14 protein-coding genes and 1 pseudogene are annotated in these 18,524 nt (G+C 66.7%); 8 read left to right on the top strand and 7 right to left on the bottom strand.

Annotated features, from left to right (window positions below; genetic code table 11):
• Nucleotides 1–149 precede the first annotated feature (149 nt).
• Nucleotides 150–1,115 carry an S-methyl-5-thioribose-1-phosphate isomerase gene (gene mtnA / locus AWC08_RS18665; RefSeq protein WP_065132143.1) on the top strand — a complete coding sequence of 322 codons (966 nt, stop codon included), beginning with the start codon at nucleotides 150–152 and terminating at the stop codon, nucleotides 1,113–1,115.
• A gap of 33 nt (nucleotides 1,116–1,148) precedes the next feature.
• Nucleotides 1,149–3,749 (top strand): flavin-containing monooxygenase, encoded by a 2,601-nt coding sequence (locus AWC08_RS18660; protein WP_065132150.1) that lies wholly within the window; start codon nucleotides 1,149–1,151, stop codon nucleotides 3,747–3,749.
• Between the two features lie 6 nt (nucleotides 3,750–3,755).
• On the opposite strand, the gene AWC08_RS18655 is transcribed toward AWC08_RS18660, so the two are convergent.
• Entirely contained in the window at nucleotides 3,756–4,259 is a 504-nt protein-coding gene (locus tag AWC08_RS18655) for a hypothetical protein (RefSeq protein WP_065132144.1), read from the bottom strand.
• Between the two features lie 44 nt (nucleotides 4,260–4,303).
• Between AWC08_RS18655 and mug the strand changes: the two genes are divergently transcribed.
• Nucleotides 4,304–4,810, top strand: coding sequence for a G/U mismatch-specific DNA glycosylase (gene mug, locus AWC08_RS18650; RefSeq protein WP_065132145.1), 507 nt, complete (start codon nucleotides 4,304–4,306; stop codon nucleotides 4,808–4,810).
• On the opposite strand, the gene AWC08_RS18645 is transcribed toward mug, so the two are convergent.
• The 4 genes from AWC08_RS18645 to AWC08_RS18630 form a co-directional block, all read right to left on the bottom strand.
• Nucleotides 4,811–5,911 carry a ferritin-like domain-containing protein gene (locus tag AWC08_RS18645; RefSeq protein ID WP_065132146.1) on the bottom strand — a complete coding sequence of 367 codons (1,101 nt, stop codon included), beginning with the start codon at nucleotides 5,909–5,911 and terminating at the stop codon, nucleotides 4,811–4,813.
• 128 nt (nucleotides 5,912–6,039) lie between these two features.
• On the bottom strand, nucleotides 6,040–7,263 hold the full coding sequence (locus tag AWC08_RS18640; protein ID WP_065132147.1) for a formylglycine-generating enzyme family protein: 1,224 nt from the start codon (nucleotides 7,261–7,263) through the stop codon (nucleotides 6,040–6,042).
• Nucleotides 7,264–7,397: 134 nt separating this feature from the next.
• Nucleotides 7,398–9,599 (bottom strand): DUF7159 family protein, encoded by a 2,202-nt coding sequence (locus AWC08_RS35505; RefSeq protein ID WP_142283661.1) that lies wholly within the window; start codon nucleotides 9,597–9,599, stop codon nucleotides 7,398–7,400.
• A 136-nt stretch (nucleotides 9,600–9,735) separates the two neighbouring features.
• Nucleotides 9,736–10,374: a cutinase family protein gene (locus tag AWC08_RS18630; RefSeq protein WP_065136253.1), complete on the bottom strand. Its 639-nt coding sequence runs from the start codon at nucleotides 10,372–10,374 to the stop codon at nucleotides 9,736–9,738.
• Between the two features lie 70 nt (nucleotides 10,375–10,444).
• Here AWC08_RS18630 and AWC08_RS18625 point away from each other — a divergent pair, with 70 nt between their 5' ends.
• The 5 genes and pseudogenes from AWC08_RS18625 to AWC08_RS18610 all read left to right on the top strand — a co-directional run bounded on the left by AWC08_RS18625 (nucleotide 10,445) and on the right by AWC08_RS18610 (nucleotide 16,719).
• Nucleotides 10,445–11,206, top strand: coding sequence for an alpha/beta hydrolase family protein (locus AWC08_RS18625; protein WP_065136252.1), 762 nt, complete (start codon nucleotides 10,445–10,447; stop codon nucleotides 11,204–11,206).
• 63 nt (nucleotides 11,207–11,269) lie between these two features.
• Nucleotides 11,270–12,295 (top strand): AbrB family transcriptional regulator, encoded by a 1,026-nt coding sequence (locus AWC08_RS18620; protein WP_065136251.1) that lies wholly within the window; start codon nucleotides 11,270–11,272, stop codon nucleotides 12,293–12,295.
• Between the two features lie 28 nt (nucleotides 12,296–12,323).
• Nucleotides 12,324–12,470, top strand: a pseudogene (locus AWC08_RS39665) (TauD/TfdA family dioxygenase); the annotation flags it as partial.
• 82 nt (nucleotides 12,471–12,552) lie between these two features.
• Entirely contained in the window at nucleotides 12,553–15,762 is a 3,210-nt protein-coding gene (locus tag AWC08_RS18615; protein ID WP_065136250.1) for an MMPL family transporter, read from the top strand.
• Between the two features lie 72 nt (nucleotides 15,763–15,834).
• Nucleotides 15,835–16,719 (top strand): cyclopropane mycolic acid synthase family methyltransferase, encoded by an 885-nt coding sequence (locus AWC08_RS18610; RefSeq protein ID WP_065136249.1) that lies wholly within the window; start codon nucleotides 15,835–15,837, stop codon nucleotides 16,717–16,719.
• 8 nt (nucleotides 16,720–16,727) lie between these two features.
• Here the strand turns inward: AWC08_RS18610 and AWC08_RS18605 are convergent, their stop codons facing one another.
• On the bottom strand, nucleotides 16,728–17,669 hold the full coding sequence (locus tag AWC08_RS18605; protein WP_142283660.1) for a hypothetical protein: 942 nt from the start codon (nucleotides 17,667–17,669) through the stop codon (nucleotides 16,728–16,730).
• Between the two features lie 147 nt (nucleotides 17,670–17,816).
• Nucleotides 17,817–18,515 carry a class I SAM-dependent methyltransferase gene (locus AWC08_RS18600; protein ID WP_244906511.1) on the bottom strand — a complete coding sequence of 233 codons (699 nt, stop codon included), beginning with the start codon at nucleotides 18,513–18,515 and terminating at the stop codon, nucleotides 17,817–17,819.
• Nucleotides 18,516–18,524 lie beyond the last annotated feature (9 nt).

Here is an 18,524-nt window from a genome sequence, read left to right as displayed (position 1 = left end):
GCCCGGTGCCATCGTCGGTCAGCTGCGCCGACGCGGATAGAGGCTTAAGTCCGCGCCGACCCGGGGCTGCGGTCACTCACTGGTGTCGGGCCGCTGACGGCCGCGAGCTATTCCAGCCTTCGCACCAGATCGACAGCTAGGGTCAGCAGGTGCGCAGGACGATCGACTGGGACGGCGACGCGGTGACGATCATCGACCAGACCGCGCTGCCCGCCGAATACCGCATCCTCCGTCTGCGCACCGTCGACGAACTCATCGACGCGATCACGCGCTTGGCGGTCCGCGGTGCCCCGGCGCTCGGCGGCGCAGGAGCACTCGGCGTCGTGCTCGCGACCCGCGCGGGCGGCGACGTCCGGGCCTCGGCCGACCGCGTCGCCCAGGCACGACCAACCGCCGTCAACCTCAGTTGGGGGGTAGCGCGCGCGCTCGAGAAACTCGACGAGGGCGCCGAAGCCGTACTCGCCGAAGCACTTTCAATCCTCGACGAGGACGAACGTCTCAACCGCGCGGCTTCTGGTCACGCCGCCGAAATCGTGCTGGGGCTCTGCGATCGCCGCCCGCTGCGGCTACTCAGCCACTGCAACGCCGGTCACCTCGCCACGGTTGCCTGGGGCAGCGCGCTCGGCGTCGTCTGGCATCTGCATCAGCGCGGGCTGGTCGAATCCGTCCTGGTCGATGAAACCAGGCCGCTGCTGCAGGGCTCAAGGCTCACGGCATGGGAACTGGCGCAGGCGGGCGTGCCCTACCGGGTGCAGCCGGACGGCGCCGCGGCGGCGGCGATGGCGCGCGGCGTGGTCGACTGCGTGCTCGTCGGCGCCGATCGGATCGCCGCCAACGGCGACGTCGCCAACAAGATCGGCACCTACGGCCTGGCAATCGCGGCCCGTCATCACCACGTGCCGCTCGTCGTGGTCGCGCCGTCATCCACGATCGACAAGTCACTCGCCAGCGGCGCCGACATCGCCATCGAGGAACGCGCGCCCGAAGAACTCAGGTCATATGCCGGCGTCACCATCACTCCGCCAGGTGCGGATGTCTTCAATCCGGCCTTCGACGTCACCCCGGCCCAGTTGATCACCGCCGTCGTCACTGAGCACGGCCGATTTAGCCCCTAAACAAAACGCGCTCGAGTGGTCATGATGATTCACATGGCTGATCAACACTCCAACCCCGACGTCGTGGTTGTAGGCGCCGGCTTCGCCGGCCTGTACGCGGCATACCGTTTTCGCCTCGCGGGTCTGTCGATGCGCATATTCGAGGCCGGCGACGACATCGGCGGCACCTGGTACTGGAACCGTTATCCGGGCGCGCGGGTGGACATCCCCAGCGTCGACTACATGTTCAGCTTCGATGCCGACTGGGCGAAGGACTGGCAGTGGTCCGAGAAGTACGCGACCCAGCCCGAGATCCTGCGGTATCTGAATCACGTTGCCGACAAGCACGACCTCCGTCGCGACATCCAGTTCGGCACCCGGGTCACCGGTGCGCATTGGGACGACACCTCGTCGGGTTACCGCGTGAGCACCGATCGCGGCGAAGAGATCAGCTGCCGCTACCTCGTCATGGCGACCGGTTGCCTGTCGGTACCCAAGGAGCTGGATATCCCCGGTGTCGAAAACTTCACCGGCGAGACGTATTTCACCAGCAGGTGGCCGCATGAGCCCGTCGACTTCACCGGCAAGCGGGTCGGCGTCGTCGGAACCGGATCCTCAGGGATTCAATCGATTCCGCTGATCGCCGCGCAGGCGGAGCAAGTGGTGGTCTTTCAACGCACGCCGTGCTTTTCGATCCCCGCCCAGAACGGTCCCGTTGCGCCGGACAAGCTGGCGCAGATGGTCGACGAAACGGCCTACCGACAGGCGGCGAAATACTCCTTCGGTGGCGTGCCCGTCGAGCGCACCATCACCCCGGCCTTCTCGGTGTCTGCCGAGGAACGCCGGCAGCGCTACGAACGAGCCTGGCAACGGGGCGAACTGCTGGAGGTGCTCAACCTCTACGCCGACGTGATGAGTAACCCGTTGGCCAACAAGGACTTTGCCGACTTCATCCACGGCAAGATCCGTGGCATCGTGCACGATCCCAAGACGGCCGAGGCGCTGTGCCCCACCACCTATCCCGTCGGCGCCAAGCGGCTGTGCCTGGACACCAACTACTACGCCACCTTCAACCTGCCCCACGTGCGACTGGTGAATCTGCAGGACCAGCCGTTGCTGGGCGTGACTCGTTCCGGGATCGACACGGCCGGAGAATCTTTCGAGTTCGACGCGCTTGTCTTCGCCACCGGATTCGACGCAATCACCGGTGCCGTCGCGGCGATCGACATCGTGGGCCGCGGTGGATTGGCATTGAAGGACAAGTGGTCGCACGGACCAGTGACCTACCTCGGCTTGATGACCGAAGGTTTCCCCAACCTGTTTCTGATTGCCGGCCCGCAGAGCCCCTCGGTGCTGTCGAACATGGCGGTGTCCATTGAGCAACACATTGACTTCGTTGCCGACACCCTGACCTATCTGCGCGACCACGGCTTCGACCGGATCGAGCCCACTAAGCTCGCCGAGGCCGGCTGGATGCAGCACGTTGACGATGCCGCCTCGATAACCCTTTTCCCGCAGGCGAACTCGTGGTACGTCGGCGCCAACATACCGGGCAAGCCGCGCACGTTCATGGCCTACGCCGCCGGCGTCGACTTCTACCGGGTGGCGTGCGAGGAGGTCGTGGCCCGCGACTACCTGGGCTTCGCGTTATCCGGACCTGCCGGTCCACAGTGCAACGACGGCGTGGTGCGCCGTCTGCAGCCAGACGTCCAGATGGTTCTCGACCAGATGGCACTGCTGGACCTGCCGCCGTTGGAGTCGCTGCCGCACGAGCAGGCGCGCGCCTTCATGGACGAGATGAACCTCGCACGGCCGCCGGGCCCGGACGTCGGCGAAGTCGTCGACGGAACCCTGCCCGGCGCCGCGGGGTCCCTGGCCTACCGGCTTTATCGACCCGCGAGCCTGGGCCCGCATCCGGTCGTCGTCTATTTCCACGGCGGGGGTTGGGTTCTGGGTGACCACACCTCCGACGACCCGCTGTGCCGGGATCTGTGTGTGCGCACCGGCGCCCTGATCGTGTCGGTGAACTACCGGCACGCGCCCGAGCACCGGTTCCCGGCCGCACTCGACGACGGCTGGGCGGCAGTGCGTTGGGTCGCCGAGCACGCCGAGGAACTCGGCGGCATTCCCGGACGCCTGGCCGTGTGCGGGTGGAGCGCCGGCGCCGGCATCGCCACCGTCATCTGCCGGTTGGCCCGGGACACGGGCTGGCCGACGATAGTCGGTCAGGCGCTGATCACACCCGTTGTCGATGCCGACCAAACGCGGGGCTCCTACATGGAGAACGCCGACGGCTACGGTCTCACCGCGCCGTTGATGCGATGGTTCTTCGACCACTACGCCGACCCAGACGTTCGGGATGACCCCAGGGTCGCGCCGCTGCGCACTCCGGACCTGTCCGGGCTGCCACCGGCAATCGTCGTCTCAGCGGAGTTCGACCCGCTGCGCGATGAAGGGGACGCGTACGCGGAAGCACTTGCCGCAGCGGGGGTTCCGACGCAGCATGTGCGAGCCAGGGGGCACACGCACTTGTCACTGTCCATGGTCGACGTGGTCGTATCCGGGGCCCCAATTCGAGCGCAGATCGCCGACGCGTTACTCGGGTTCTTTGCGCCCGACGCCGCTCAGAGCACTGCGGCGCAAACAGTGGGATGACGTGCGTCAGCGGTACTGCAACGGTGGATGCTCAGTGCGAAAGTGCTGCATCAGCCACATGGCTTCATTGAGAAATCCCGGAATGCTTTGCGGGCTGACCCTTTTCTGCACCTCGTAGACCACCATCTGATCGCCCCAACCCTCGATGCATATGTTCGGGTAATGCGAGACTGCGCGAACCACGGCGTCGGTGAAGAGGTGCTGCATCGCCTGCGGGTCTCCGAAAATCAAAACCCTCTTGGAGAAGTCCGGGTGGCGAGGAAACAGATGACTGACCTGATGTCTGACCTCTTGGAACACCCAGGAGCAGGGCAGATCCAAACTATCGAACGGCACGGTTCCCTCGGGGCCGAGGTGCACGCCGGGCGTCCGGTGCGGTTGCGCTCTCACCTTGCGTATCCGGGTGTTGCGTTTAGACGCAAAATCGGAGTGACCGTAATAGAAGATGACCGCGCCCACAGCCAGCAGACCCAGCAGAAGGATGGTCTCCATCCACGCGTGGCCGCTCATCCGCCGAGCCTAAAGCGGGAACAGTCGGCACCGAAGGACAACTATTGACCGGCTTCGATTCTGACGTCCTGGCCCGCGGCCTCGACGTCATCTTCTGTGGAATCAATCCCGCCTGCACCGCCGTGGCTGACGGCCACAACTTCTCCAACCGCAGCAATCGCTTCTGGCCGGTGTTGCACCTCGCCGGCTTCACCGACGTGCGTCTGCAACCGCAGGACGAACACCGGTTGCTCGAATATGGCTGTGGCATAACGGCTGTGGTCACACGGGCAACGAAACGCGCCGATGAGATCTCACGGCACGAATTCCGGCAGGCGCGTCCGGACTTCGAGGCGAAGATGCGCCGATGCGCACCGCGGGTTATCGCGTTCCTGGGCAAGCGGGGCTTCTCGGCGATGATGGACGATCCCGGGCTCGCCTGGGGCCCATATCCCGAACGATTTGCGGATGCGACGGTGTGGATCCTGCCCAATCCGAGCGGGCTGAATCGGGCGTTCAGCCTCGACGCTCTGGTAGCTGCCTACACGCAGCTGCGGCGCGCGCTGAGCTGATCAGCTTGCGCCCGCCGCGATCACCTGGTCCACCTCGATCGCCCGCTCGGCCATCTCGGCGTGAGCCTTGTCCAGCGCCTCGGCCTGATCTTCGTCGGCCTTCATCAGCGCCTCGATGTCGAAGCTGGCCATGTCGTGAACACCCATGTCGCGGAAGGCCTTTTGCACCTTGTCGCCCCACAGCCCGATGTCCTTGACGATCGGGACGATGCGGCTGAACAGGTGCGAACGGAACTGGATCATCAGCGGCGACTTGTCGACCCATTCGGCACACTCTTGGACGTTCATGCCGAGGGTCTCGAAAACCTCTTCACCGCGGAACCGGTCGCGCATCAAATAGCAGGCGTCGACGACGAACTCTTCCCGCTCGTCCCGCTCGGCGTCGGTCAGAGCGGCGTAGTAGTCCTTCAGCGAGATTCGGCCGAATGCGACGTGCCGGGCCTCGTCCTGCATGACGTAGGCCAAGACCTGCTTGGCCAGCGAGTCCGGTGCCGCCATGTCCCTCAGCACCCCGAAGGCAGCGAGTGCGAGGCCCTCAATGAGGACCTGCATGCCCAGGTAGGGCATGTCCCAACGCGAGTCACGCAAGGTGTCGTCCAGCAGCGCGGTCAGGTTCTTGTTGATCGGGTAGACCAGGTCGACCTTTTCCTGCAGGAACCGCGAGAACGCTTCGACGTGCCGAGCCTCGTCCATCGTCTGGGTGGCCGCGTAGAATTTCGCGTCCAGGTCAGGAACCACCTCGACGATCTTGGCCGCGCACACCATCGCACCCTGCTCGCCGTGCAGGAACTGGGAGAACTGCCAGGCCTGGAAGTGCTGGCGCATCTCGGCGCGACGGGCTTCGTCTGCGGCATCCCACATCGGACTGCCGAACAGCGGATGGAATTCGTCGGGCAGCCCGACCGGGTTGTACGGGTCGACGTCTTGCGCCCAGTCGATACGCAGCTGAGCGTCCCACTGCTTGTCCTTCCCCTTCTGATACAGGGACAGGAGCCGGGCGCGGCCTTCGTCGTACTCCCAGGTGAAGCGCGCGTTACCGGCGCTCGGAACCTCCCACGAGTACGGCGTGGGGACTTCGGTGTACTTGTCCCTGGTGGTCATGAGTGCGACCCCTCTCCCCGGTGTGACCAGTGGTCATATGACGTGTATCACACCACATTGCACCCCGGCCGTGAGGCCGTCAAGCCCGACTGGCAACTTCGCGCTCCCGGCGTCGGTCGTCCTCGTGGTCATCGGGGCGGCAAGTCTGTCGCCAGCCGCACCGCATGAATGGACTCGCCCAAGCCCCGGTCACGGGAAGCGGCATGAAGCAACACCGCTTCACCGCCGCCCTGCCACGGCCAGCAGGCGAAGGCACCACCGCGCACCACGCCCGGCCTATTCGTCGGCTCCCACGCACAGGAGTTGGAGGGTGCACCGACGTAGTCGTCGTGCCAACCGTCGTCCACCCACTCCCCCCAGCCCGGGGCTGAGGTGCCGAATGGAGTACGGGCCTGGTCCGGCTCACCGTCGACGACGCGCTCCGTCCACTCCTCGGGCGGCTCGTCGCCGCAGATCCACGACTGCCGGGCCCCGGCGCGCGCGATCCATTCCCACTCGGCCTCGGAAAGCAATCGCAAACCGGTTGCCGACACTGTCTTTGCCGCCTCCCAGCTGCTCTGCCGCAGCACCCGATGGGAATTGGCGGCGTCGCCCTCGATCGACCAGATCGCCGCATGCCGCTGCAACAGGGGCGTCTCGGCGCAGAGGAAGGGCTCGACCTCCACTTCGTGAGCCGGAGCCCACGACGCCGCGAAGAATTGCACGCTTTCGGCAACTTCGTCACCGAGTTCGCCTAGTTGGGCCAGTTCGTCTTCGGTCATCCCCATCGTCATGCGCCCGCCAGGTATCACGACGAAGATCAGGTCGCCGGGCTCGAAGCGGACGCGGACCACATTGTCGCCCGCATCGGGAACCGGAGACCAGTCAGAACCCAGGGCTGCCGCCAACTCCGCACTCAGGCGCCGGCACGGCGCACCATCGTTCAGCCCATCGTCGATGAATTCAGGCCACTGGCCGGCGACCGAGGCGCGCTGAGATACCGGCCGCGGTTTCGGCGGTTCCGGGGGTAGCTGTGTGAACAGCACGTCGAAGACGTCTTTCTCCCAGCTCGGTTCGGCGTATGACGGCGTTCCAGGAGGGACGGGCGGCTGCTGCCACTGTGCTTGCGGCGGACAACCCACGGCAACAGCGACACGGTCCTGCGTATCGCAGGAGAGCTCATCGAAGATGTGGTGGGGATACTTCAGCTTCGACAGATAGTCGGCGGCCAGCTCCTCCGAGCTGGATAAAGACGTGTCTATCGGGGCCGAAAGCTGCCAGTCCGCGAAATTACCTGCGATGGAACGCAGCTCATCAACTCCGGCCGCGGAGATGCCTTTGACAAAGTTCGGCCAACTTCCCTTTGAGGACACAGGCGGGGATGCTAGCCGCCCGATTCACGTTGCGCCACAGGCGGATACATGAATTCAAGTGCAGGGCCCCGCATCGCGCCGCCGGCGGCCACATCGCGGTTCAAGCCCGGCTCGGCCGAGGGTTGCCGGTGTGGCTACCTTCTGCCGCCACCGGAACTGCCGCCACTGCTGCCGGAGCTGCCGCCGCCGATGGAGCTGCTGCCGCCTCCGGTGGAACTGCCGCCGCCTCCGGTGGAACTGCCGCCGCCGATCGAGCTGCTGCCGCCGCCGATCGAGCTGCTGCCGCCGATGGAGCTACCGCCGCCCCCGGTGGCGCCGCCGCCTAGCGAGCCGCCCCCGGTGGAGCCGCCGCCTCCAGCCGACGGTCCGACTCCGGCGGTTCCAGCACCACCTCCGCCGAGCGGTCCCCCACTCCCGCCGAACGGCGCCCCGCCTCCGCCGGTGGAGGGCGCTGGCTCTGACGCAGGCGCGTTCAGCGAACCCGGCAACTGAGGTGTCACCGGCGGCACATCCTGAGCCGGTACGACGATGCCCGGCGAGGCAGGAACCGTCGGAACCTCGAGGGCCGGACCGCGAACCGTTGGGGTCTCCTGTCCTGGAATCACCGGACCCTCGGGGGCCGGAAGACTAACTGGCAGTTGAGGTTCGGAGGCCGGAACTGGTTGCGGCGCCACGGGAACGGGCCTGGGCGGCTGCGAGACGGGAACGTATGTCGGCGGCTGCGTCACGGCAACCGTGGTCGGCGGCTGGGACACCGGCGGTTGCGTCACGGGAACCGTCGGCGGCGCCGAGGTCGCCGGCACCGAGGTCACCGGCTGCGACGTCGGGGGCTGCGTCACCGGAACCGTCGTCACCGGCGCCGAGGTCACCGGCACCGAGGTCACCGGCTGCGACGTCGGGGGCTGCGTCACCGGAACCGTCGGCGGCGGCGCCGAGGTCACCGGCACCGAGGTCACCGGCTGCGACGTCGGGGGCTGCGTCACCGAAACGGACGGCTGCTGGACGCTCGGCGCAGCGGTCGGAGGCGACGCAACCGGCAGCGGCAGCAGTATCGGGTAATTCGGGTAGGCGGCATCCGGCGCCCGCGGCGGCACGGGGTTCGGCATCAAGGCCGGCAGGGCAACAAGAGCGGGAATCGCTCCCGGTCCGTCGCCGGGTACCACCGCGTGGGGCAATGGAATCGATCCGTCCGAGGGTGGTAGCTGCGCCGGGGGCCCCGATGGGCGCATCGCTACCGGTCGGGGTGCCGCCGCGACCGCCAGGGGGGCAAGTTGCATCAGCGGGGCCGGCATGATGCGGCCCTGCCCAGGGATGTGCTGCAGGCCCACCGCCGCCGGACGAATCCCCAGCGCAAGCGAAACTTCAAGCGCCACAATGCCGGTGATCAGCGTTACCGCTCCAACACTGCCCACCAGCAACACCGGCCTGCGCTGCTGCAGCGTCTCGTTGAGACCGGTTTCTTCGGCCGTTGCGATCGCCGTCGTCGTCAGTACGTCGGTGTCCCCATCGGGGGAGAGGTTGTGCGCGAAGCCCTCGATGTGTTGAGCATCGGCGGGGACAGTGGGAACGTCGAAGCGACTCAGGGTCACCGCGTCAGGACCCGTTTCCACGGGGTCGGCAACTCGCGCGTAGGCGAAGGCATCGGTAGACAGGACGTGCAGCGACGCATTCGCAGACGCCAGCGCCGCGCCCCGGGCCAGCGCCGTGTCCGGCTCTTCCGGCCCGTTCACCGCCAACGATGTCACCGTTTCGAGTTCCCGCTTGATCGTGACGATGTCAAACCCACAGATGTCCATCCCGGAGCCGATGACGAAGACGCCGCCCGGCCGTGAGCTGAGCGCCTCGACCCACCCGCCCAGTATTCGCACCGCACTCAGGGCATCGACGCTGTCGAGCGGTTCATCGCGGATTTCGGCGATCGCCGCGTCGGCGGCCTCCACGATGGCCATGCTGACGCTCTCGGCATCGGCGAAAAGCATGGCTATCCGCTCATAGCCCATCGCCACTGCGACCGCCTGCGCCAAGGTTGTCGCCGCGACGAACGGCGAAATGGGTGTGACGTTGTCGGCGTCGCACGCAGCCAGTGCCTCGCTCACCACGCAAGCACCTAACCCGTCGGTCCAGGTGACGCCGATCGAACTCACGCGGTTGCCACCCGCGGCCGCGGCCGCCCGGACATCTCGCACCGTCGTGACCAGGTGGTCGGTTGCTGATCCAATAGCGTCGTCGACCGCTACCTGTCGCTCCTCGATGGTGACGCCATCGGCGTTCTGCCCTTCGACCAGCACCATACGAACCGCTGCGGGTGTCATCGATAGCCCGAGTACGATGTCCACTTCTTCTCCAAATGCGTTAGCTGGCAAGCCCCGGATTCAGCCAGAATTCCGGGACGCTCGCAGATCCAAAATATCACCGCATCGGATGCGCCACCGTACTCAGAACTTAGGTATTAGCTGAGAATCCGTCCCGGCGCTACAACTTGCCGGCCACAAAGCTGGCAGCCTGGTCCACTAGTCCGGAGTCGATATAGGACGGCTGCAGATGCGACGGCCAGTTCGTGCCCCTGCCGCAGATCGGATCTCCTGGCGCGCACTGGTCGATCGTCTTTCCGGCAAACGCCGGGGACAGTCCCCGGGTGCCGTTACCGAACAAGGCGACAGCCGCGACATGCTGGTCCACACCGGGTGGCAGCACGTTGGTGAACCCGAACAGCGGGCGGCCACCAGTCACCAGGTCGGCCACCTCGGCGCCAAGCGAGTAGCCGCCGAGCACCAGGCGCGTGTTCGGGCAGTCCCTGGCCATCGACTGCACGTGGGCGCTCATGTCGTTGGCGCCGGTGCCGGTGCTGATGTTGGCCGGGTAGTTGACCCCGTAGACACCGACCGACATACGCGTCTTGCTCCGCAGCGAGTTGACCAGGGCATCGCCGACCGCGCCGACGCCGGGTGGTTCCTCCCGGCCCCGGGCGAAGACCACCTCGGCGTCGGGGCAGCCCGCCGACGCTGTCGAAAGCAACGGCGCCGGACCGATCGACAATCCGGAAACGAGCAGAATGGCAATCGCCAGGCTGAGGGCAAAATGCGCGCCTGGCATCATCGCGACAAGCCTCATGCAGCGATGCTACGGATTTCGCCGACAACGCGCCGAGCCGTCCCGGCTGCCGCCGTGTTAGATCTCCAGCATGGGCGAGCGTGTCACGTTCCAGAGTTCGACGGGCCCGAACCTGGCCGGAATCATCGACGTGCCCGACGGTGCGGTGCGCGGTTGGGGGGTGTTCGCGCACGGCTTCACCCTTGGGAAGGAATCGCCGGCGGCTGCCCGGATCTGCAAGCAGCTGGCCGCAGACGGGATCGGCATGCTGCGCTTCGACGCGCTCGGTCTCAGTGGATCGGAAGGGGATTGGGGCGACGGGTCGTTCACCGTCAAGGTCAACGACATCATCAAGGCATGTGAGTTCATGGCCGACCGCGGCACCGCGGCCGACATATTGGTCGGGCACTCGTGGGGCGGCGCGGCCGCACTCGCCGCCGCCCGGCAGTCACGTGGGGTGCGGTCGGTCGTCACGGTGGCCGCCCCGATCGACCCGAGTCACGTCGAAAAGCATTACGACGCAGTGGTCGACCGCTGCCTGTCCGAGGGCAGCGCGGAGTGGATGGTCGGTGGCCGGACGCTGACCCTGAAGCGGGCGTTCGTCGAGGATGTCCGCGCCGCTCATCTGCGCGACAAGATCAAGAGTCTGCGCTTGCCGCTGCTGATCCTGCACTCGCCCACCGACAACACGGTCGGCATCCAGAATGCGACCGAGATTTTCCGCCTGGCCCGCCATCCCCGCAGCTTCGTCTCCCTGGAGGGCTCCGATCACCTGCTCACCGCGCGGGGGCAGGCTCGCCGGGCCGCCCGCATCATCGGTGCCTGGGCCGACGCATACCTCGACGAGGACTAAGGCGAACTTCGCCTGTCCTGGGTTTCAAGAATCTGCCAAGGCGCCTGTTGAACCCTCTGCACCATGAACCCGATTGACCTTCTCATCGTGGCCGTTGCCTGCGGGGCCTTCGCCTGGTCGATGGCGCGGTATGCACCCAAAACCGTACCGGGAATCGGCGTGGCCGCTCAGGGCGTGCTCGGCGTGTACACCGGGCTGATGGTCCGCGACATCTCGTTCGCCGCGCTGGGCTCGCACTGGCCGATCGTCATCGCGGTCGCCGTCAGCACCCTAGTCCTGAGCGTTGCGGGCGGTGCGCTCCTGGGCCTGCACCGTGACATCACGCCGCTGACCGGTGGCCTCGCGCTGGTGGCCGGCGGTTCGGCCGGCCTGGTCGCCATCGCCCGCGAACTCGGCGGTGACGATCGCGTGGTCGCGGCCGTCCAGTACCTGCGCGTGGCAATGATCACGGCCGCCATGCCCATCGTCGCCACCGCCTTCTATCACAGCACACCCGCCCAGGGCGCGCACGTCAGCGAAAAGGCATCGCTGCCTTGGTATCTCACGCTTCCCCTGATCGCGGCGATCGTGCTGCTGGGCGCGGTGGCCGGACGCCGGCTGCGGCTGCCCGGTGGCGGGCTGATCGGCCCGATGGTGATCACCATGGGTCTGGAATTCGCCGGGATGGTCAACGGGCTCACGATTCCCATGCCGCTCTTCCAGGCCGGAATCGTGCTGATCGTCTTACAGACCGTGATGGCCTTGGACCGCGACTCGCTCCGTGCGATTCGGCGGATCCTGCCCGGCGCGTTCGCGTTGATCATGGTGCTGAACGTGGCCGCGGCGGGCCTGGGGGTGGTACTTGCTCACTCGGCCGGGCTCAGCATGCTCGACGGGTACCTGGCGACCAGCCCGGGCGGTGTGTACGCGGTGCTGGGCACCGCGGCGGGCTCGGGTTCGAACGTGACGTTCGTGATGGCGTCCCAGGTCATCCGGGTAGTGCTGATGCTGGTCGCGGCACCGTTGGTGGCGCGGCTGTTCATCCGCTTCACGCCGCGGGGCACCGAGGCGGCCCCGCTCCACCCGCAACTGGTCCCCGTCACCGCCTGAGCAGGGCGTCGGTGCGCCCGCGCACCACGTCGAGTTCACTCTCAATCCGGGCGACGTCTTCTTCGCCGACAACCACACGACACTGCACAACCGGCGCAGCTTTGTCGACGCCCCCGAGGCGGCGGCGCGGCGCTGCCTGGTGCGCCTGTGGCTGGCCGGCGAACCGCGCACCTGAAGGCCGGACGCCTTTAGAAAGCGCCAAGCCAGGCGCGAAAAACTTCTAACATCACCGCGGTTCCGGGGGAAAGGCGAACCACATGTTGAGGCACTTGGCCACCTTCACCGTGCGGCGTCCCAAGGCGGTGCTGGCGGCGGTCCTGGTCCTGCTCGGGATCAGCGTCATCCTCGGCGGCTCGGTGTCCGACAAGCTCGGCACCGGCGGAAACACCGACCCGGCGGCGGAGTCGTCCCAGGCCGAGGAGTTCCTGGACCAGCATTTCGGCACCACCTCGAACCTGGTCATTCAGCTGCTCCCCCGCGAGGGCACCGTCGAGGCGCCCGATGTCGCCCCGGTGCGGGATCGGGTGCTTCGGCTGATCGCGGCCGAGCCGAAGGCAAAGGTCACCAGGGCCTTCGGCGACGAGGGAGCCGGCGATCTGCGCAGCAAGGACGGCCGCTCCGGTCTGATTCTCGTCCACGTTGGCGGCACCGCGGACGAGGCCGCCGAGACGGCCAAGCGGATCATCGCGAGCCTGCCCACCGACCCGAACGTCACCGTGCGGGCCGGCGGATCCCTGGGCGTGCAGCAGGAGATCCGGGACAAGGTCAAACACGACCTCAAGACCAGCGAGAGCATCGCGGTGCCCATCTCGCTGGCCGTGCTGGTAGTGGTGTTCGGCGGTCTCATCGCCGCGGCGCTGCCGGTGGTGGTGGGAGTCGTCTCGATCGTCTCAACCCTGTCGGTGCTGCTGCTCATGACGACGATCACCGACGTGTCGGTACATGCCCTGACGGTCACGACCGCGTTCGGCCTGGGACTGTCGATCGACTTCGGCCTGCTGATGGTGTCCCGGTTCCGCGAGGAATGCGCCAACGGGAAGGGCCACCACCAGGCCATCGTCGCCACCGTCAGCACCGCGGGACGCACCATCCTGTTCAGCGCGGCGACGGTCACGCTGGCGATGACCAGCCTGCTGGTGTTCCCCACCTACTTCCTGCGGTCGGTCGGGATGGCGGCCACCGCCACCGTCCTGCTGTCAGCATTCAGCGCCATCGTGGTGCTGCCCGCGCTGCTGGCACTTCTGGGCAAGCGCGTCGACTCACTCGCCATCATCCGGCGCAAGGTGCCGCTTTCGGCGGACTCACTGTTCTGGCGACGTTTCGCCGAAGTGGTCACCCGCCGGCCGCTGCTGTACGCGGTGCCGGTGGTGGCGGTCCTGTTGGGCCTGGGTATGCCGTTCCTGCACGCCCAGTACGCCACCCCCGACGAAAGGGCGCTGCCGACGGACTCCAGCGCGCGACTGGTGGCCGAGTCGCTGCAGCACGACTTCCAACTTGACCCCTCGCAGGCGATCACCCTGGTGACCCGCAACGACGCCGGCGTGCTCGCCAAGCTGGCCGCCGACGTGTCGGGCATGGACGGTGTCGTCCTGGTCAACGGCCCCGTCGGCCGCTACGAGCATGGCCAGCCGGTCGGTCCTGCGCCCGCGGCGGCCGGGGCCGGCTACGCCTTCGTCTACCTGTCAGTGCAGGCGGACTCGGACCAGGCCCAGCACCTGGTCCGGGATATCCGCGCCAAGATCAGCGGCCACCAGGTTGAAGTGGGAGGTCCGACGGCCACACTGATCGACAGCCGCGCCGCGATCGCCGACCGGCTTCCGTTGGCCATTGCGCTGATCGCGGTCGCCACCTTCATCCTGCTGTTCCTGTTCACCGGCAGCGTGGTGGTGCCGGTGAAGGCGCTGCTACTGAACCTGCTGGTGCTCAGCGCGGTGCTCGGCGTGCTGGTCTGGATCTTCCAGGAAGGCCACCTGGCCGGGCTGCTGGGCTTCACGCCCGCGCCGCTGAACCCGTCCATGGTGGTCTTGCTCTGCGCTATCGCGTTCAGCCTGTCTGTCGACTACGAGATCTTTCTGCTGAGCCGGATCAAGGAAGCCCGCGATTCCGGCTTGTCGAACGACGCGTCCACCGTGATCGGGCTGGGCCGGGTGGGCCGGATCGTGACCAGCGCCGCACTGCTGTTGACGATCACGCTGATCTCCTTCGCCAATGGGCTGTCGTTCATGAAGATGTTCGGCATCGGCACGGCGCTGGCCGTCGTCATCGACGCGACGATCATCCGCGGCGTCGTGGTGCCGGCATTTCTTCGGGTCGCCGGTGACCTCAACTGGTGGGCGCCAAAGCCGTTGCGCTGGTTGCACTCCCGCATCGGCATCAGCGAAACACCCGCTGAGGAGCCGACGCCGCAGGCCGAGACCCCGGCACCCGCCGAAGACACCGCGGTGGCCGCCGCCCTGCACGCGGCCCGGGAATACGTCCCTGCCACGCCGTCGAGCACGCCGTCGACAGACGTCGAGATCATCCCCGGTGCGCACCTGGTGGCCAACGTCAACGGCACCGTCATCGTGGTGGCCCACCGCGAGCGGACGCCGCTTTCGGAGCACTCCGTCGCCGCGCAGCAGCTGTCGGCCCTGTCCGAGATGGTTCGGCGCACCGACCCGCAGAAACTCATCAGCGCCTTTGCCAAGCTGTCCCGTCAGCCCTGGACGCACACCCTGGTCGATGTCGGCATCCTCACGCCCACCTCGGCCGGCCTGGAGATACTGCTGTGCGGCAGCGTGACGGTCGCACTCGACGACGGCGACGGGCGGACGCTGCTGCACGGCCGCGGTCGCCTGGTGCACTACTCCGTGCCGATGCCGGCGGTGGCCGCGACGATCACCGTCGACGAACTGGGTCAGCGGCCGCGGGCCGGTATCGGGGCAAACGGTGTCTACCGGCTCACCAGTGGCACCGTGCCCGGCGACGGCGCCATCCTGTGGTCGGCGTCGACTCCCCGCCCGTCCACACCGGCGGTTACGTCCCCGCAACCCAAGCGGTGGGCCGTTCTGGAGGACGACTCTCGTTTCGAGATTGACCGCGACTGCGTCATCGGTCGGGACCCCCGCGGATCGGATGCCGCACGGTACGGACTTCGCCCCGTCAGCATCGACGACCCCGCGGGGTTGCTGTCGCGGGCGCACGTCGAAGTCCGCCTCGTCAATGGGCACGTCGTCATCGTGGACCGCGGCTCTACCAACGGCGTCTTCCTGCGCGAGCCGGCGGATTACGGTTGGAGCAGGATCGCCCCGTGGGAGCAGACAACCTGGCGGCCCGGCGCCTGCCTTCAGATCGGCGGTCGCATGCTCAGGCTGCAGGTGGTGCCCGACCCGGCGGCCCCGCGCGGCCCGCGCGTCATGATGCACCACTACGCACCGCGACAGGCGTCCGCGCCTCGCGTGGCGGCGGGGCGCTTCCCGATCGACTAGGGTGGTGCAGGTCAATCGGGCTGCGATCTCGCGACGGTACGCTCGACAGGAGTCGAGTGGGGAGTTGCAGGCATGCCCGAGGACCAGAATAAATCCGAAACTTTAGAGCCACATTTCGAGGACGTACAGGCGCATTACGACCTCTCCGACGAATTCTTCAGAATTTTTCTTGACCCCACCCGGACCTACAGTTGCGCGTACTTCGAGCGCGAGGACATGTCGCTCGAAGAGGCCCAGATCGCCAAGGTCGACCTGTCCCTGGGCAAGCTGGGGCTGCAGCCCGGCATGACGCTGCTCGACATCGGATGCGGCTGGGGCACCACGATCATTCGGGCGCTCGAGCAGTACGACGTGAATGTGATCGGCCTGACGCTTAGCCGCAACCAGCAGGCGCACACCCAACGACGCCTCGACGAGCACCCCAGCCCGCGCAGCAAGCGGGTATTGCTACAGGGCTGGGAACAGTTCGACGAGAAGGTCGACCGCATTGTCTCCATCGGTGCGTTCGAACACTTCGGGCGTGACCGTTACCCCGACTTCTTCGCGATGGCTTACCAGGCACTGCCGGCGGACGGCGTGATGCTGCTGCACACGATCATCCAGCCCAGCGAGGAGGAATTCGCCGACCGCGGGTTGCCCATCACCATGACCAAGCTGCGGTTCATGAAGTTCATCATGGAGGAGATCTTCCCGGGCGGCGACCTTCCGCCCGCTAAAGTCGTCAAGGAGCAGGCCGAGCGCGCCGGCTTCTCCCTCACCCGGGTTCAGCAGCTGCGCCCGCACTACGCACGCACCCTCGATACGTGGGCCGCCACGCTGGAAGCCCACCGCGACGAGGCGATCGCCGTTCAGTCCCAAGAGGTTTACGACCGCTACATGAAGTATCTGACCGGTTGTGCCGACCTGTTCCGCGAGGGCTACACCGACGTCGCGCAGTTCACCCTCGCCAAGGCCTAGGTTCAGCCTCACTCATTGCGGACGCAATCGTAGGTCAGCTTGACCTCATCGCCGAGGTTGACCACTTCGAACTGGTCGACGCCGATACCGTTGAAAGACTGCGCGGTGATGCCCAGTTCGGACCACTTCTTGCCGCTCGTCCGGTCGTCGGCAAACGTGAGTGGCACCTGACCGCCGTCGGCGAGCAGCATTCCGTACTTCTTCAGCGCGGCGATGACCACCCGCTCGGATTTGGAGAAGTGCGAGTCGTCGAAGTCGGCGCGAAGCCGGAACCGCACGCCGTAGGGCGGTGCATTCGGATCCGTGCTGGTCGGCCCACCCGCGTGCGTTGCGGGCCGGACGTAGACGCCGGCCTTCATCCGGTCATTGGGGAGGATGAAGCGAATCGCGTGATTGATTGCACCAGAAGCGACTTCGTCGGCGGTGGGCGTCATCGCGGCAATCGGGAACCCGGCCGCGTCCGCGCTCGTGCACTGGTCTCCGCGCAAGGTGTCAGGGTATTTCCGGGTGAGATCCCACGTGAAAAAACCTTGCGCCGTGAGATCTTCACCGGACCGGCCGCCGTGGTAGATCTCGTAGAGCTGGTGCCGGCCGCGATCGACGACCAGCAGATGGCAGTCTTCCTGTCCTGCGGTGGCGCCGGTGGTATCGCAGCTCAGGTTGGTAGAACCTTCGAAGTGGGCGTTCGCCGGCACCGGCATCTCAGCGGGTACGGCGTCGCAATCCGGACCGTCATAACAGTATTCGTCGGTGCCGACGACCTGCATCCGGCGGGTGTTGCCGTCGGCGACGAAGATCGGGATGGAGAAGTCGGTCTGCAGCGCGCCCGTCCCCCAGCCGCCCGCCGCGCTCAGCGCGTGGATGATCGCATCCGAGCGGCCGGCCTTCGCGGCTCCGGACACGTCGACGTTCCACGGTACGGCCGTGGTGAACAGCGATCCGGGCGGCACCGGCGCGCTCCCAGATGAAGAACCGGCACCGGGCGGCGCGTCCGAATCGGACGCCGGTGGTTTGGCGTGGCAACCGGCAACCAGTACGAGCACACAACACAAAATCGCCAGCGCCGTCGCTGGCCGCGGGTGGTGCATGGCCTGACATTATCGGTTCGCCTCGTCCCCCGAAACCGGTCGCGTCGCCCGGTACAGGGAGATGGATCCGGTGCCGGTCCTGATCACCGACACCTCGGCGACATCGGCGAAGCCGGCCTGTTCGATCAGCCCGGGCAGGATTCCGTCCGCGTTCGGCTGGGTGTCCCGTTTGCCGTCGACGAACTGCACGATACGGAAACCCAAGCGCATCAGGGCGTCGCGCTGCAGACCGTAGTCGGCGATGACAAGTTCTCCGCCGGGGCGCAGCAGTGTGAACATGTTGCCGATCATCGCCTTCTTCATCGGCACCGGGCACTGATGCAGCACCAGGCTGGACACCACCTTGGTGGCCATCCCCGGTCCGAGAAACTCGACGGCGCGGTCTCCCATGCCCTCGACGAACTCAACCTGCACCCCGGCCCGGCGCACCTTGGCCCGCGCGATGGCCAGCACCTGCGGGTCGGGGTCCACCCCGATCACTCGGGCGCCCGGCTGCTGCTGTTTGATTCTTATCGCCAATGATGCTGTGCCACAACCGACATCGACGACGACATCATCCTGCGTCAACTCGAGCCGCGCGATGACCGCCGATCGCCACCGGTCTTCGCGGGTCAATAACGCGATGACGGTGTCGTAGTACTTGGTGTACTTAGGGTCACCCGCCGCGGGCGTAAACGACTGCGCTGACATGACACTCAGTCGTACCATCGGAGGAAC

This window comes from Mycobacterium gordonae (assembly GCF_002101675.1).
GTDB lineage: Bacteria > Actinomycetota > Actinomycetes > Mycobacteriales > Mycobacteriaceae > Mycobacterium > Mycobacterium gordonae.
The sequence above is the reverse complement of the archived record's forward strand: the minus strand, read 5'-3'. Positions and strand labels throughout refer to the sequence as shown.

Excerpts from the sequence above, each read along its gene's own strand:
- AWC08_RS18660 (WP_065132150.1), top strand. The coding sequence starts at position 1,149 with ATGGCTGATCAACACTCCAACCCCGACGTCGTGGTTGTAGGCGCCGGC.
- AWC08_RS18655 (WP_065132144.1), bottom strand. The coding sequence starts at position 4,259 with ATGAGCGGCCACGCGTGGATGGAGACCATCCTTCTGCTGGGTCTGCTG.
- AWC08_RS18645 (WP_065132146.1), bottom strand. The coding sequence starts at position 5,911 with ATGACCACCAGGGACAAGTACACCGAAGTCCCCACGCCGTACTCGTGG.
- AWC08_RS18630 (WP_065136253.1), bottom strand. The coding sequence starts at position 10,374 with ATGAGGCTTGTCGCGATGATGCCAGGCGCGCATTTTGCCCTCAGCCTG.
- AWC08_RS18625 (WP_065136252.1), top strand. The coding sequence starts at position 10,445 with ATGGGCGAGCGTGTCACGTTCCAGAGTTCGACGGGCCCGAACCTGGCC.
- AWC08_RS18620 (WP_065136251.1), top strand. The coding sequence starts at position 11,270 with ATGAACCCGATTGACCTTCTCATCGTGGCCGTTGCCTGCGGGGCCTTC.
- AWC08_RS18615 (WP_065136250.1), top strand. The coding sequence starts at position 12,553 with ATGTTGAGGCACTTGGCCACCTTCACCGTGCGGCGTCCCAAGGCGGTG.
- AWC08_RS18610 (WP_065136249.1), top strand. The coding sequence starts at position 15,835 with ATGCCCGAGGACCAGAATAAATCCGAAACTTTAGAGCCACATTTCGAG.
- AWC08_RS18600 (WP_244906511.1), bottom strand. The coding sequence starts at position 18,515 with ATGGTACGACTGAGTGTCATGTCAGCGCAGTCGTTTACGCCCGCGGCG.